The 14,653-nt window shown below is 73.4% G+C and carries 11 protein-coding genes; 7 read left to right on the top strand and 4 right to left on the bottom strand.

Features of this window, described 5'->3' with window-relative positions:
- Positions 1-30 precede the first annotated feature (30 nt).
- Positions 31-1,743, bottom strand: a complete 1,713-nt coding sequence (locus ACZ51D_RS23715; protein ID WP_360497193.1) for a carboxyl transferase domain-containing protein — start codon at positions 1,741-1,743, stop codon at positions 31-33.
- Positions 1,744-1,876: 133 nt separating this feature from the next.
- Here ACZ51D_RS23715 and ACZ51D_RS23710 point away from each other — a divergent pair, with 133 nt between their 5' ends.
- Both ACZ51D_RS23710 and ACZ51D_RS23705 read left to right on the top strand, forming a co-directional pair.
- On the top strand, positions 1,877-2,563 hold the full coding sequence (locus tag ACZ51D_RS23710) for an SACE_7040 family transcriptional regulator (RefSeq protein WP_465663469.1): 687 nt from the start codon (positions 1,877-1,879) through the stop codon (positions 2,561-2,563).
- A gap of 292 nt (positions 2,564-2,855) precedes the next feature.
- Entirely contained in the window at positions 2,856-6,926 is a 4,071-nt protein-coding gene (locus ACZ51D_RS23705; protein ID WP_465663468.1) for an ABC transporter ATP-binding protein, read from the top strand.
- Between the two features lie 128 nt (positions 6,927-7,054).
- Here the strand turns inward: ACZ51D_RS23705 and ACZ51D_RS23700 are convergent, their stop codons facing one another.
- Entirely contained in the window at positions 7,055-8,026 is a 972-nt protein-coding gene (locus ACZ51D_RS23700) for an ATP-grasp domain-containing protein (RefSeq protein ID WP_360497201.1), read from the bottom strand.
- A gap of 123 nt (positions 8,027-8,149) precedes the next feature.
- On the opposite strand from ACZ51D_RS23700, the gene ACZ51D_RS23695 reads away from it, so the two are divergent.
- Positions 8,150-8,695 (top strand): NUDIX hydrolase, encoded by a 546-nt coding sequence (locus ACZ51D_RS23695; protein ID WP_465620589.1) that lies wholly within the window; start codon positions 8,150-8,152, stop codon positions 8,693-8,695.
- 74 nt (positions 8,696-8,769) lie between these two features.
- Here the strand turns inward: ACZ51D_RS23695 and ACZ51D_RS23690 are convergent, their stop codons facing one another.
- Positions 8,770-10,035 (bottom strand): serine/threonine-protein kinase, encoded by a 1,266-nt coding sequence (locus ACZ51D_RS23690; RefSeq protein WP_465663467.1) that lies wholly within the window; start codon positions 10,033-10,035, stop codon positions 8,770-8,772.
- Between the two features lie 317 nt (positions 10,036-10,352).
- A complete protein-coding gene (locus tag ACZ51D_RS23685; RefSeq protein WP_465620593.1) occupies positions 10,353-10,982 on the bottom strand; it encodes an ABC transporter substrate-binding protein in 630 nt (209 codons plus the stop codon).
- On the opposite strand from ACZ51D_RS23685, the gene ACZ51D_RS23680 reads away from it, so the two are divergent.
- The 4 genes from ACZ51D_RS23680 to ACZ51D_RS23665 all read left to right on the top strand — a co-directional run bounded on the left by ACZ51D_RS23680 (position 10,960) and on the right by ACZ51D_RS23665 (position 14,270).
- Positions 10,960-11,097 carry a hypothetical protein gene (locus ACZ51D_RS23680; RefSeq protein ID WP_465620595.1) on the top strand — a complete coding sequence of 46 codons (138 nt, stop codon included), beginning with the start codon at positions 10,960-10,962 and terminating at the stop codon, positions 11,095-11,097. The two genes, ACZ51D_RS23685 and ACZ51D_RS23680, sit on opposite strands and share 23 nt — an antisense overlap.
- Before the next feature lie 177 nt (positions 11,098-11,274).
- Positions 11,275-12,411, top strand: a complete 1,137-nt coding sequence (trpS, locus tag ACZ51D_RS23675) for a tryptophan--tRNA ligase (protein WP_465663466.1) — start codon at positions 11,275-11,277, stop codon at positions 12,409-12,411.
- Between the two features lie 166 nt (positions 12,412-12,577).
- Positions 12,578-13,540, top strand: coding sequence for a S66 peptidase family protein (locus ACZ51D_RS23670; RefSeq protein WP_465620597.1), 963 nt, complete (start codon positions 12,578-12,580; stop codon positions 13,538-13,540).
- Positions 13,541-13,595: 55 nt separating this feature from the next.
- Positions 13,596-14,270 carry a nucleoside/nucleotide kinase family protein gene (locus ACZ51D_RS23665; protein ID WP_465663465.1) on the top strand — a complete coding sequence of 225 codons (675 nt, stop codon included), beginning with the start codon at positions 13,596-13,598 and terminating at the stop codon, positions 14,268-14,270.
- The last annotated feature ends 383 nt before the right edge of the window (positions 14,271-14,653 follow it).

Genomic DNA, 14,653 nt, shown 5'->3' with positions numbered 1-14,653 from the left:
TCACGAACGCAGGGGCGCCATGAGGAGGAATCACATGCGGAAGACGCCGTACGGGGCGGGCGGCGCCAGCGGGGCGTTGGCGCAGGCGGTGAGCGCGAGGCCGACGACGGTGCGGGTGTCCATCGGGTCGATCACACCGTCGTCCCAGAGCCGGGCGGAGGCGTAGTAGGCGTTGCCCTGGCGCTCGTACTGCTCGCGGACGGGGCGCTTGAACTCCTCCTCCGCCTCGGCCGGCCACTGCTCGCCGTGCGCCTCGAGCTGGTCGCGGCGAACTGTGGCGAGGACGGAGGCCGCCTGCTCACCGCCCATCACGGAGATCTTGGCGCCCGGCCACATCCACAGGAAGCGGGGTGAGTAGGCCCGGCCGCACATCGAGTAGTTGCCGGCTCCGTACGAGCCGCCGATCACCACGGTCAGCTTCGGGACGCGGGTGCAGGCGACGGCGTTGACCATCTTGGCGCCGTGCTTGGCGATGCCGCCCGCCTCGTACTGCCGACCCACCATGAAGCCGGTGATGTTCTGCAGGAAGAGAAGGGGGATGCCGCGCTGGTCGCACAACTCGATGAAGTGGGCGCCCTTGAGGGCGGACTCGGAGAACAGCACGCCGTTGTTGGCGACGATGCCGACCGGGTGGCCGTGGATCCGGGCGAAGCCGGTGACCAGGGTCGCGCCGTACTCGGCCTTGAACTCGGCGAAGCGGCTGCCGTCCACCAGCCGGGCGATCACCTCGCGCACGTCGTAGGGCGTGCGCGGGTCGACCGGGACAGCCCCGTACAGGCCCGCCGGGTCCACCGCCGGCGGCTCGACCGGGGTGAGCGGCCAGGGCTTGGCCGCGCGCGGTCCGAGGCCGGCGACGATCGTGCGGACGATGGAGAGCGCGTGGGCGTCGTCCTCGGCCAGGTGGTCCGTCACGCCCGAGGTGCGGGAGTGCAGGTCGCCGCCGCCCAGCTCCTCGGCGGTGACCACCTCGCCGGTGGCGGCCTTCACCAGCGGCGGACCGCCCAGGAAGATCGTGCCCTGGTTGCGGACGATCACGGCCTGGTCGCTCATCGCCGGGACGTACGCGCCGCCGGCCGTGCAGGAGCCGAGCACCGCGGCGATCTGCGGGATGCCCGCGGCGGAGAGCCTGGCCTGGTTGTAGAAGATCCGGCCGAAGTGGTCGCGGTCCGGGAAGACCTCGTCCTGCATGGGGAGGAAGGCGCCGCCGGAGTCCACCAGGTAGACGCAGGGCAGCCGGTTCTCCAGCGCGACCTCTTGGGCGCGCAGGTGCTTCTTCACCGTCATCGGGTAGTAGGTGCCGCCCTTGACGGTGGCGTCGTTGGCGACCACCACCACCTCGCGTCCGGCGACCCGGCCGATGCCGGCGATCACCCCGGCCGCGGGCGCCGCCCCGTCGTACATTCCGTCGGCGGCCAGCGGGGCCAGCTCCAGGAAGGGCGAGGCCGGGTCCAGCAGGGTGTCCACCCGGTCGCGGGGGAGGAGCTTGCCGCGCGAGGTGTGCCGGGCGCGGGCCTTGGCGCCGCCACCCAGGGCGGCCGCGTCGAGCTTCGCGCGCAGCTCGGCGACCAGCTCCTGGTGCGCGTCGGTGTTGGCGCGGTAGGCCGCGGAGCCCGGGTCGACGGCGGTGCCGAGCCGGGGCGCCGGTGCGGCGGCCCCGGGCGGTACGGCTGTCGGCACCGCTCCGGTGCCGTTCGCTGCGCTGAACGGGACGCCGGTGGGTACACCGGCGGTTGAGATGACCATTCCCAAGAGCTCCCTTGCCCTCGGCACCAGGTGGGCGCCGGATGTGGTGCGCCCTTGGAATCCCACGTTAATTAACGTTAACTTACGCCGCCCAGGTTAACGGCCGATAACCCGACTGTCTACGATGGGCGGCATGCCGAACGTCCCCGCAGCCTCCGCGCTCCCACGCCGCGACCAGATCCGCCGGGAGGCCGCCCGGCTGTTCGCCGCCCGGGGCTTCCTCGGCGTGGGCGTGGACGAGATCGGCAAAGCCGTCGGGATCAGCGGCCCCGGCCTCTATCGTCACTTCGCCGGCAAGGACGCGATGCTCGCCGACCTGCTGATCGGCATCAGCGAGCGCCTGCTGGAGGAGGGGCGCCGCCGGGCGGGCGGTGGCGACGGTCCGGCCGCCGCGTTGGACGCGCTGATCGGCGGCCACGTCGACTTCGCCCTGAACGACCGCGACCTGATCACGCTGCACGACCGCGAGCTGCTGAACCTCAAGGAGGAGGACCGCCGCACCGTCCGCCGGCTCCAGCGCGGCTACGTCGAGCTGTGGGTGGACGTGGTCCGGCAGGCCTACCCGCCGCTGGCCGACCCCGCCGCCGAGCCGGTGGCGCGTGCCGCCGTGCACGCCGTCTTCGGCCTGATCAACTCGACCCCGCACAGCCTCGGCTCGCACCCCGGCCAGGGCGAACGGTCCGGTCTTCAGCGCGACGGAATGGCCGCCCTGCTGCACACCCTCGCCCACGGCGCGTTCGCCGCTGCCGCGGACGCGGCCACCGCGGGCTCGGCTGCCGCGGACGCGGCCACCCCGGGCTCGGCTTCCGCGAGCGGCTGAGCGAGCCCGCGAGCGGCGAGTCCCGCGCTCACTCCCCGCCCGGAGGCCTAGGCCGAAAGAACGGGGCCGGCCCACCCCCGGCCGCTGGGCGTTCGACGGGCGGTGGGTGATCCTGGATGCGGGCGGTGGTCCATGCCGGCCGTGCGGAGGTCCGATCGGGAATCTCCGTCGGCCGCAGGCTGTTGCCCCGTCCACCGGACCGGACGATCCGGGCTGTTTCGACCCGCCCCGAACCCACCCGGGTCGGAAACGTCGTGGCGGCCACTCGACGAAATGGTTAGCATCCCTAAATATGCCTGAGACTCACGGATCCACGGTGGAGCAATCCCCGAGCGGCACACCGGCCGGTCCGACGACCCCGGAGGTCCCCGTCGACGAGCACGCCGCGGGAGCGGACGCCACCGGAGGGGACGCCACCGGAGCGGACGCCACCGACGGGCGCACCGAGCCCGCCGGCTGGCTGCGCCGCCTGGTCGGTTACAGCTGGCGGTCCCGCCGCAGCCTGCTGCTCGCCTTCGGTGCCTCACTCCTCGGCATGGCCGTCACCGCGCTGGTGCCGCTGGTCACCAAGCTGATCATCGACGACGTCATCATCGCCCACACCCGCTCGCTGACCCCCTGGGCAGTGGTGCTGCTGGTGGCCGCCGCCGTGGTCTTCGGTTGCACCCAGGTCCGTCGGTACTACGGCGGCCAGCTCGCCCTGGACGTCCAGCACGACCTGCGCAGCGACCTGTTCCGCTCGCTCGGCCGGCTCGACGGCCACCGCCAGGACCGGCTGGACACCGGCCAGGTGGTCGGGCGCGCGACCTCGGACCTCCAGCTGGTTAACGGCCTGCTCTCGATGGTGCCGATGATGACCGGCTACCTGCTGATGTTCGGGATGTCGCTGGTCGTGATGGTCTGGCTGTCCCCGCCGCTCACCCTGGTCGCCCTGGTCATGGCGCCCGCGCTGTGGTGGGTCTCCGCGTTCAGCCGCAAGCGCCTGTTCCCCTCGACCTGGGCCGCCCAGCAGGAGGCGGCCGAGGTCGCGGGCGTGGTGGACGGCGCGATCGGCGGCGTCCGTGTGGTCAAGGGCTTCGGCCAGGAGGCGCAGGAGCTGGACAAGCTGGAGCAGGCCTCCCACAACCTGTTCGCCGCCCGGCTGCGTTCGATCCGGCTCAACGCCCGCTACAACCCGGCGATGCAGGCGGTTCCGGCCCTCGCCCAGGTCGCCGTTCTGGCCTTCGGCGGCTGGCTGGCGGTCGACGGCCGGGTCACGCTCGGCACCTTCGTCGCCTTCTCGACGTACGTCGCACAGATGACCGGCCCGGTGCGGATGCTGACCATGATCATCACGGTCGGCCAGCAGGCCCGGGCGGGCGTGGAGCGCGTCCTGCAGTTGATCGACGAGCGCCCGCTGGTCCAGGAGCGCCCGGACGCGCTCACCCTGGATCTCGCGGAGGACGGCACCGCGCGGCAGAGCGGCACCCGGCAACAGGACGGCACCCGGCAGCAGGACGGCTCCCCGCACGGCACCACCCGACAGGGTGACACCGCGCACGGCGCCACCGTCGGCCCCCGGACCCCCGACGTCGCCCTGGAGTTCGACCGGGTCGAGTTCCGCTACGACCCCGAGCACCCCGCCCCCGTCCTGCACGGCCTCAGCCTGAAGCTGGCCCCCGGCGAGACCCTCGCCGTGGTCGGCGCCTCCGGCTCGGGCAAGTCGACGGTGGCCCAGCTGGTGCCCCGCTTCTACGACCCGGCCGCCGGTACCGTCCGCCTCTACGGCCACGACCTGCGTGACCTCACCCTGGACTCGGTCCGCGCGACGGTCGGCATCGTCCCCGAGGAGAGCTTCCTCTTCTCCGAGTCGGTCCGCACCAACATCGCCTACGGCCGCCCGGACGCCACGGACGAGCAGATCGTCGCCGCCGCGCGCGCCGCCCAAGCCGACGAGTTCGTCCGCGAGCTCCCGGACGGCTACGAGACCAAGGTCGGCGAGCAGGGCCTGACTCTCTCCGGCGGCCAGCGCCAGCGCATCGCCCTGGCCCGGGCGATCCTCACCGACCCCCGGATCCTGCTGCTGGACGACGCCACCTCGGCGGTGGACCCGCAGGTCGAGGCGGAGATCCACGACGCGCTGCGCTCGGTGATGACCGGTCGCACCACGCTGCTGATCGCCCACCGCCGGTCGACCCTCCAGCTCGCCGACCGGATAGCCGTCCTCGACCGCGGCCGGCTGCTGGACATCGGGACGCACGAGGAACTCGAGGCCCGATGTCCCCAGTACCGGGCCCTGATCACCGACCCGGAGGCGGGCCGCGCCACCCAGCACCCCGCCTCCGCGACGCCGACCGGGAAACCGGCTGAAGCACAGACCGAAGCCCGAGCCGAGGCGCAAGCCGAAGCACGAGCCGAGGCACAAACCGAACCGCAGGCCGGACCGCAGAGCGAGGCGCAGGCCGGACCGCAGCCCGCCCCGAGCGTCCCCGACCTCCCCACCCCCGCCCTGGCCAAGGCCGCCCGCACCGCCGACCCGGACCTGCTGGCCAAGGTCGCCGCCCTCCCGCCCGCCACCGACACCCCGGCCGTCTCCCGCACCGAGGCGGAGGCCGGCGACTCCGACTTCGCCCTGAGCCGCCTGCTGCGCCCCTTCCGCGCCCCGCTGCTCATCGCCCTCCTGCTGGTCGCCCTGGACGCGGCGGCCGGCCTGGTCCTGCCGGTGCTGATCCGGCACGGCATCGACGAGGGTGTCCGCAAGGGCCTGATGTCCGGGGTGGCGGTGGCCTCGCTCACCGCGCTGGTCGTGGTGCTGCTGGACTGGCTGGTGCAGGGCGCCGAGAACCGGGTCAGCGGCCGCACCGGGGAGCGGGTCCTCTACACGCTCCGGCTCAAGATCTTCGCCCACCTCAACCGGCTCGGCCTGGACTACTACGAGCGTGAGCTGACCGGCCGGATCATGACCCGGATGACCACCGACCTGGACTCGCTGACGTCCTTCCTGCAGACCGGCATGGTCACCGCCGTGGTCAGCCTGCTGACCTTCGCCGGGATCTTCGCGGCCCTGCTGATCATCGACGCCGGCCTGGCCCTGGTGGTCTTCGCCGTGCTGCCGCTGCTGGTCATCGCCACGCTGGTGTTCCGCAGGAAGTCCAAGGACCAGTACGAGCGCTCCCGTGACCTGATCAGCGCCGTCAACGCCGACCTGCAGGAGAACGTGGCCGGCATGCGGATCGTCCAGGCCTTCCGCCGCCTGGACACCAACACCGACCGCTTCGTGGCGCGCGGCATCGCCTACCGCGAGGCCCGGGTCCGCGCGCAGCTGTACATCTCGCTGTACTTCCCGTTCGTCCAGTTCCTCTCCAGCGTGGCGGCCGCGCTGGTACTGATCGTCGGCGCGGCCCGGGTCGACGCCGGGACGCTGACGGTCGGCGCGCTGGTCGCGTACCTGCTCTACATCGACCTGTTCTTCGCGCCGGTCAACCAGCTGTCCCAGGTCTTCGACGGCTACCAGCAGGCCTCGGTGGGCCTCGGCCGGATCGGCGAGCTGCTGCGCACCCCGACCACCACGGCCCAGGCGGCCGACCCGGTTCCGGTGCCCAAGGGGCTGCGCGGCGAGATCGACTTCGACGGGGTCGGCTTCGCCTACAACGGCGGCGCGGACGGCGCCCCGACCGTGCTGGCCGACGTGAACCTGCACATCCCGGCCGGGCAGACGGTGGCGCTGGTCGGCGAGACCGGCGCCGGGAAGTCGACGCTGGTGAAGCTGGTCGCCCGGTTCTACGACGCGACCGAGGGCACCGTCCGGGTCGACGGGGTCGACCTCACCCGCTACGACCTGGCGCAGTACCGCCACCGCCTGGGCGTGGTACCGCAGGAGGCCTACCTGTTCGCGGGCACGGTCCGCGAGGCGATCGCGTACGGCCGGCCGGACGCATCGGCCGCCGAGGTGGAGGCGGCGGCCCGGGCGGTCGGCGCGCACGACATGATCGTCCGGCTGTCGGGCGGCTACGACCACGAGGTGGCCGGCCGCGGCCGCAACCTCTCGGCGGGCCAGCGCCAGCTGATCGCGCTGGCCCGGGCCGAACTGGTCGACCCGGACATCCTGTTGCTCGACGAGGCCACCGCGGCGCTCGACCTGGCCACCGAAGCGGCCGTCAACCACGCCGCGGACCGGCTCAGCGGCGGTCGCACCACCCTGGTCATCGCCCACCGCCTGACCACCGCCGAGCGCGCCGACCGGGTGATCGTGCTGGACCACGGCCGGGTGGTCGAGGACGGCACCCACACCGAACTGCTCGCCCGGGGCGGCACGTACGCCCGGCTCTGGCAGGCGTTCATCGCGGACGGCCACCCGGCGGTCGAGACCGTCGCCGCCGGGTAGGCCGCCAGGCCGGGGGCCGCTCGCACGGGAGGCTGCCTGCGCTGGGGGAGGCTGCCTGCCTGGGGAGGCCGCCCGCCCGGGAGGCCGCCCGCCCCGAATCCGCCTGACGGCCCGGCACGCATGGGCCGTCAGGCGGCGATCAGCGAGGTCAGCAATCCCGACGGGTCGATGCCCCGCGGCAGGTCGCTCACCTGTCCGTCCCCGACCTCGACCACCCGCCAGCCGGAGCCGTCGGCCCGGCTGGCGAGGTCGGTGGTGATGAAGCGGCAGCCGAGCGTCCGGACCAGCGCCCGGACGTCGGTGAGGTCGGGCTCGACGTTCCGGCGCGGGGCGTCCGGGTGCGGTCCGACCAGGATCGGCCGGCCGTCCAGCCACCACACCCGCGCCTCGACGGCCCGCCCGCCCGCACCGGGTCCGTCGCCCGCATCCGGCCGCCCGCCCGTACCCGGGCCGTCGCCCGCTTGGCCCTCGGCATCCTCCGCGGCACCGGCGGCGCGCTCGAACTCCTCGTACCGCCGCAGCACCACCCCGCCGGCCAGGAACTCGCCCTGCAGCTCGACGAACCGCTCCACCACCCGGCCGACGGCCCGCAGGTCTGCCAACTCGGGTACATAGCAGGCCTCGTGCCACTCGTGCTTGCGCGACTTCACGTAGTCCTTGACGATCGCCGGGCCGCTCCCGCCGAGCCGGGCCACGGCCGCCGCCAGCTCCGTCGGGTCGGGCGCCACCGGCCCGTCGGACGGGATCCACGCACTGGCCGGGGTCGCCCCCTCGAACACGCCGTACCAGCCGGGCAGTTCGTGCGCCGCCGCGTAACCGGGCGCGCTGGTCAGCAGGTTGCCGCCCCGGGCGGTGAGCGCGGTGGCGAAGTCGGCGTACCGGGCCGAGGGGAGCATCCAACCCCGGTACCAGAGCGGGCCGCTGTCCTGCGGCACCCGCCGGACCGCCTCCTCGGCCTGCCCGGCGAGCAGCGCGTCGTGGTCGACCAGGTGGTGCTCGCCGCCCAACTCCCGCAGCAGCCTGGCCTCCCAGGCGAAGTGCGGATCGGGCCGGCGCGGGTTGAGCGGATCGGCGGGGAAGATGATCGCGGGTACGGGCATGGCCGTCAGGGTACGGCGAACGGACAGGTCCCGCGCCGCGCCGGGCGGTTCGGAGCTCTCGTCCGCCGGACCGGAGTGTCGAATCCGCTCGACGCCCCCGGCGGCCGCTGCGAGAGTGATCCGATGCGAAATCCGATGCGCAATCTGCTCCGCCCCCACAAGCGCGTGCCCCGGCAGGCCGCCCGCACGGTGGTCCTGGACGAGAACGGCTCGGTGTTCCTGCTCCGTTCGGACAACGACGAGGTCGGCGTCCACTGGACCATGCCGGGCGGCGGACTGGAACCGGGCGAGTCCCCGTGGGAGGGCGCCCGGCGCGAGCTGGGGGAGGAGACCGGCTGGACCGACCTCGAACCCGGCCCGCTGCTCTGCACCTGGGAACACGACTTCACCTGGCACGGCACCCCGGTCCGCCAGCACGAGCACATCTACCTCACCGGCGGACCGCACCGCGGCCCGGTCGGCGACGTCAGCGCGGTGCACGCCGTCGACCGGATCCTCGACTGGCGCTGGTGGACCCCGGCCGACCTCGCCGACGAGAACGCCGACGCGCTGTGGCCGCCCCGGCTGCCGGAACTGCTGGACTCCGTCCGCCAGGGCTGGGCCGTGGACGGACGCCCGCCGGTGCCCGTCGACCTCGGGTACATCCCGAACGCCCCGGTGGTCCGCTGACCGATAGCCGCCGGCCTCCAACCCGCCCACCGCCGGCCGTCGACCCAGGTTCGGGAACCGGCCCGAGGACTGCCTCAGGACCGCCCGCCGCGCCGGCCGCGCCTGGCCGGACCGGGCTCCCAACCGTGCAGTTCCAGCTCCCGGTCGTGCAGCGCGCTCGGGTTCATCAGCACCGTCAGCCGGGCGTCGGCGAGCTGCTCGAAGCCGAGCCCGGTCGCGTACAGCAGCTGCTCGGTCGACACCGAGACGGCGATGGCGGGGCGCCAGGAGGGCAGCACCACCAGGCTGGTGCCGCGCCCGACCCGGATCGGCTCGGCCACCACCCGGACCGGTGCCCTCTCCTCGGGCCGGCCGACAGCCTCGGGCTGACCGGGGCTGCCGCCGATCAGGATCCCGAGCGGTGGTTCGGCACGCGGTGGTTCGGCGTGCGGCGCCTCGGTGCCGGGGGCGCCGGCGTCGGCACCGGTGTCGGGGGTGATCGCGGTCGCGGTGCCGGCCCCGAACGGCACCCGATCCGCCACCGTCCCTGCCGTACCGGCGAGTTCACCCGTCCACGCGGCGGCACCCGGGAGGCCCACGCCGGCCGGGCCGGTCGCGGCCGTCTCCCGTGCGGTCGCCTCCTGTCCGCTCGGGGTGGCCTGCGGGTGCATCCGGCGCAGTCGGCGCGAGGGCGACGGCCGCCGGGACCCCATGGGCCACAGCTCTTCTCGTACCGGACGCGCCGCCCGCGTGGGCAGGCCGCCCTCCGCCGCGGTGACCGGCGGGAAACGGACGAACCCGACCTCGGCCTCAGCCTCCCCGCCGACCTCGGCACCGCCGTCGGTCTCGGTCCCGCCTCCGGCCTCCCCGTCCTGGCCGTGGTCACGGACGGGCGCGGGCGCGAACGTATCCGCACCGTCCCCGGCCGCCTCACCGAGCAGCGCCCGTACCTCCGCGACCGGCCGACGGCACGCGGCCGCCAGCTCGGCGACCGAGCGGCCCTGGGCGCGTGCGGCCCGCAGCCGTTCGGCGAACGCCGCCCGGAGGCGCGCCGCGGTCGGATCGCCGTCCGTGGTGGAGTGATCCGTCGCGGGGGCTGCTGCCGGGAGGACGTACGCATCCGCGTCGTCCCGGCTGCGCGGCTGCGGCACCGAGTCGTGACGGGAGAGGGAGCCCTGGCGGATCACCCCGCCGGAGGAACCGGACGCGGACGCGCCGGCCTCGGCGGCGGTCGCGATCGAGCACATCGGGGCGGCCGTGGCGGCCGTCCCGGGTACGGCGGGTGGGGGTGGGGATCCGGCGCTGTCCCCCGGCGGGCCGGGCAAGGACGGATCGGTCGGGGCGGGGTGGAGCGAGGTCATCGGCGGGCCCTTCGGGGGACGGTCTCGACGATCCTCCCGCACCGCGCGACCAGCTCCAAGCGCCGAACCCGGCGGTGTGCGCGAGACCACCGCGGGACCATCGCGAGCCCGCTGCGGGATCACTGGGGGATCACTGGGGGACCCCTGCGGAGATCATCGTGAGATCACTTCGGCAACCGTCGCGAGATCGTCGTGAGATCGCCAAGGCACCACCAAGGCGCCACCAAGGGATCACCACCACGCCGTCGTCGCACCGCCGTGGCGCCACGTCCGCGGTGTCACGGCCGCGCCACCTCGCCCCTTCCGGGGATGCCAGATCAACTGCCGGGTGCGACAAGCCCCTTGAGGTCGGCGAGCACCGCGTTCACCGCCATGACGCCGAGCCCGAGGAACCACGTCTCGTCCGAAACCGGCCGGGCCTGACCGGACTTGACCGCTCCGAGCGTCTTCCCGAGGGCGCCGCCCAGCATCGCGTCCTGGTTGGTCGAACCGGGGCTGCCGTACACGCCGTAGAAGATCCAGTCGGCGTCGGCCTTGTCGATCTGCTCCGGGCTGACCTCGACCGCGAGCTCCTTGACCTGCTCGATCTGCGGCTGCGGCAGCGGCACGTCGGTGAGGATGGTGCCGTTGAAGGAGGGCTTGGCGTAGAGCCGGGTGCGGCCCGGCATGAGGCGCAGCGGCGTGATGGTGGGCCGCTTGTCGCCGAACATGTCGCCGAGTTTGGCGCCGATCGCGGTGGCCGCCGCCTGGTAGTCGTCGAGCTGCGTCTTGGCCTCGGCTTCCAGGCCGAACGTGCTCGCGTTGAGCAGGAAGTTCTGCTTCCAGGGGTAGCCGGGGCGCAGTGAGAAGACGGTCGGGGCGATCTTGGACAGTTGCGCGTACTGGTCCTGGGTGCGCAGTTGGCGACCGAGGATGAGGTCCGGCTTGAGTGCGGCGATCGCTTCCAAGTTGAGGCTGCTCGGCGCCGCGCTGATGACCGGCTACGGCCTGGTGCGGCCGGAGCTCCTCCGCGGCGAGACGCTGCGCAAGGAAACCCCCGCGCTGGTGGTGGAACGACGCTAATCTTGAGCGCATGAAGCGCTTCGTGGGCCTGTGCTGGTGGCCGTCCTAGGACGGCCACCAGCACTCGCCCGACCAGGGCCGTCCGGGATGGACGGCCCTGTTGCGTTTCCCCGCTCTCCCGCGGGACGGGCCCCTCGCCCCGGACGGCCGCCACCACCGCCGTACCGAGGAGAAACCGTGACCGTCGAGACCATCGCCACTGCCGACACCGCAGCCGCCGCCGCAGCCGCTGCCACCGCCGCCGCCGCCACTGCCGTGGCCGAGCCCGGCGCCGCTACCGCCGCCGCTGCCGGCGCCGATCCCGCGCTCATCGACGACCCGACCGCCCACCGCGTCCTCACCGGGGACCGCCCCACCGGCCCGCTCCACCTCGGCCACTACTTCGGCACCCTGCGCAACCGCGTCCGGCTGCAGGACCAGGGCGTCGAGATTCTCGTCGTGGTCGCCGACTACCAGGTCATCACCGACCGCGACCTCGCCGACCGGCTCGCCGAGCACACCGAGAACCTCGTCCTCGACTACCTCGCGGCCGGCCTCGACCCCGAGCGGGCCACGATCTTCGCCCACAGTGCCGTCCCCGCCCTCAACCAGCTGCTGCTGCCGTTCCTCAGCCTGGTCAGCGTCGCCGAACTGAACCGCAACCCCACCGTCAAGGACGAGATCGCCCACTCCCGCCAGTCCGCCGTCAGCGGACTGATGTTCACCTACCCCGTCCACCAGGCCGCCGACATCCTCTTCTGCAAGGCCGACCTCGTCCCGGTCGGCCAGGACCAGCTGCCCCACCTCGAAGTCGCCCGCACCATCGCCCGCCGCTTCCACGAGCGCTACCCGCACGCCGACGGCAGCGCCGTCTTCCCCCGCCCGCAGGCCCTGCTCTCCGACGCCCCGATGCTGCTCGGCACCGACGGCGGAAAGATGAGCAAGAGCCGGGGCAACGCCGTCGCCCTCGGCGCCACCGAGGACGAGACCGCCCGGATCATCCGCGGCGTCAGGACCGACGCCGACCGCCGCATCGGCTACGACCCCGTCGACCGGCCCGAGGTGTCCAGCCTCGTCCTGCTCGCCGCGCTCTGCCAGGACCGCGCCCCCGAGGCCGTCGCCGAGGAGATCGGCGACGGTGGAGCCGCCGTGCTCAAGCGCGTCGTCACCGAGTCCGTCAACGAGTACCTCCGCCCGCTGCGCGCCCGCCGCGCCGAACTCGCCGCCGACCGCGGCCACCTGCGGCAGGTCCTGCGCGACGGCGCCGAACGCGCCAACGCCGTCGCGGACGCCACCCTGGCGGAGGTCCGAGAGGTGATGGGCGCGGTGATCTGAAGGGCCATCACCCGGCGGGGCCGCGTCTCGCGGGTGCCGCCCCTTGGGCGCCGACCCGCAGACATCGGCGTGACGATGCGAGGGCATATCGTCACCGGGCGGCCGCGACCACACCGCGGCCGCCCGTGCCCTACCCCGCTCCCGCGCCCGAAAGGCGGCCCGGCCCATGGACCAGAACCCGACCACACCCGGCCAGGGGCTGACCCGCCCGCCGCACCTGCGCCCCGGCGACCACATCGTCGTCGTCGCCCCCAGCGGCCCGATCGACTCCGAACGCCTCACCGCCGGCTGCGCGATCCTCCACTCCTGGGGACTGCGGGTCACCGTCGCCCCGCACGTCCTCGACACCCACCCCACCCTCGGCTACCTCGCCGGTACCGACGCCGACCGCACGGCCGACCTCCAGAACGCCTGGCTCGACCCCACCGTCGACGCCGTCATCTGCGCCCGCGGCGGCTACGGCGTGCACCGCATGGTCGACCTGCTCGACTGGACGGCGATGCGCGCCGCCGCACCCAAGCCCTTCATCGGATTCAGCGACGTCAGCTCCCTGCACGAGGCCTTCGCCCAGCGCCTCGGCCTCGCCACCCTGTACGGGCCGATGGCCGCCGCCGGCTCCTTCATCTCCGACGGCCCCACCGCCGAACACCTGCGCCGCACCCTCTTCGACCCCGCCACGACCACGGTCCTCACCTCGGCCACCGCCGCACCGCTCATCCCCGGCCGGGCCCGCGGTGTCACCGCCGGAGGATGCGCCCATGTCCTCGCCGCCGAGCGCGGCACTCCCGCCGCCCGACCCACGTACGCGGGCAGCATCCTCGTGCTCGAGGACGTGAACGAACACCCGTACCAGCTCGACCGCCTCCTCACCCAGTTCCTGCGCTCCGGCGCCCTCGACGGCGTGGCCGGCATCGCCCTCGGCTCCTGGGAGGGCTGCGGGCGGCCCGAGCGGATCCGCGAGCTGATGCTCGACCGGCTCGGTGGGCTCGGCATACCGGTGCTCTGGGAACTGGGGTTCGGACACTGCCCCTCCACCCTCACCGTCCCGCTGGGCGTCCCCGCCCTGCTCGACGCCGACGCCGGCACGCTCACCCTGGACCTGCCCGCGCTGGCCGAGCGGCCCCGCTGACCGCAGCGTCATCGAACGCCCGGTTCCGCGGACACCCGGTGAGTAAGGTGCGGCCATGAACGAGGACCGCCTCACCGCCCTCGCCCTCGGCTTCCTCCGCGGCCAGGGCAGCAACGCCCGTACGATCCTCGGACTTGCCGGCCCGCCGGGCGCCGGCAAGTCCACCCTGGCCCGCCACCTGGTCGCCGAGGTCGAGCGCGCCGAAGGACCCGGCACCGCCGCCTACGTCCCGCTCGACGGCTTCCACCTCTCCGGCGCCCAGCTCGACCGCCTCGGTCTGACCCACCGCAAGGGCGCCCCGGCCACCTTCGACGCCCACGGCTACGTCGCCCTGCTGCGCCGCATCGCCGCCGACCGCTTCCAGGACATCTACGTCCCGGACTTCGACCGCACCCTGGACGAACCGGTCGCCGCCCGCCACGTGGTCCGCCCGCAGAGCCGGCTCGTCATCACCGAAGGCAACTACCTCGCCTCCGCCGACTCCCCCTGGCCGGACGCCCGCCGCCTGCTGCGCGAACTCTGGTACGTCCACACCGACGACGCCGTCCGCGAGGAGCGCCTGCTCGGCCGCCACCGCGCCGGCGGCCGCGACGAAACCACCGCCCACCAGTGGGTCACCGGCAACGACCACCCCAACGGCGAGTACGTGAAACCCGGCCGGGCGCTCTGCACCCGGACCGTCCCCGGGACCGGTTTGCCTCCGGCGCCGGACAGGCGTAGTGTTCTCTAGTCGCTCGGCAGGGAGCACCGGACACGCATCGGCGCGGACGGTCCCGGGGCGGCCAATCCTCTGAAACACCACTTCCCAGGTTCGGGCTGGGTTGCGTCTGCATTTGTGCGTCGCGGCTCGGTTCTTATTCGGCGTGTTCGTTTTATCGGATTGCGGCCGGATTCGCTTTTCGGAGCGGGGATCGGCTAGAGTTTGAAACGTCGGACAGGGCGTCAAGCCCCGGAAGACACCGGCGAGTTGGATGAACGAAGCCCCGGAAACGGAGCGGAAAACATCTGATAAGCTGGGAACACGAAAGAACGAAGCCCGGAGGGTCCGCTGGAAGGCGGTCCGAAGGAAGCGTCCGTTCCTTGAGAACTCAACAGCGTGCCAAAAGTCAACGC

The sequence above is a fragment of the Kitasatospora sp. NPDC033851 genome (assembly GCF_055576085.1).
The sequence above is the reverse complement of the archived record's forward strand: the minus strand, read 5'-3'. Positions and strand labels throughout refer to the sequence as shown.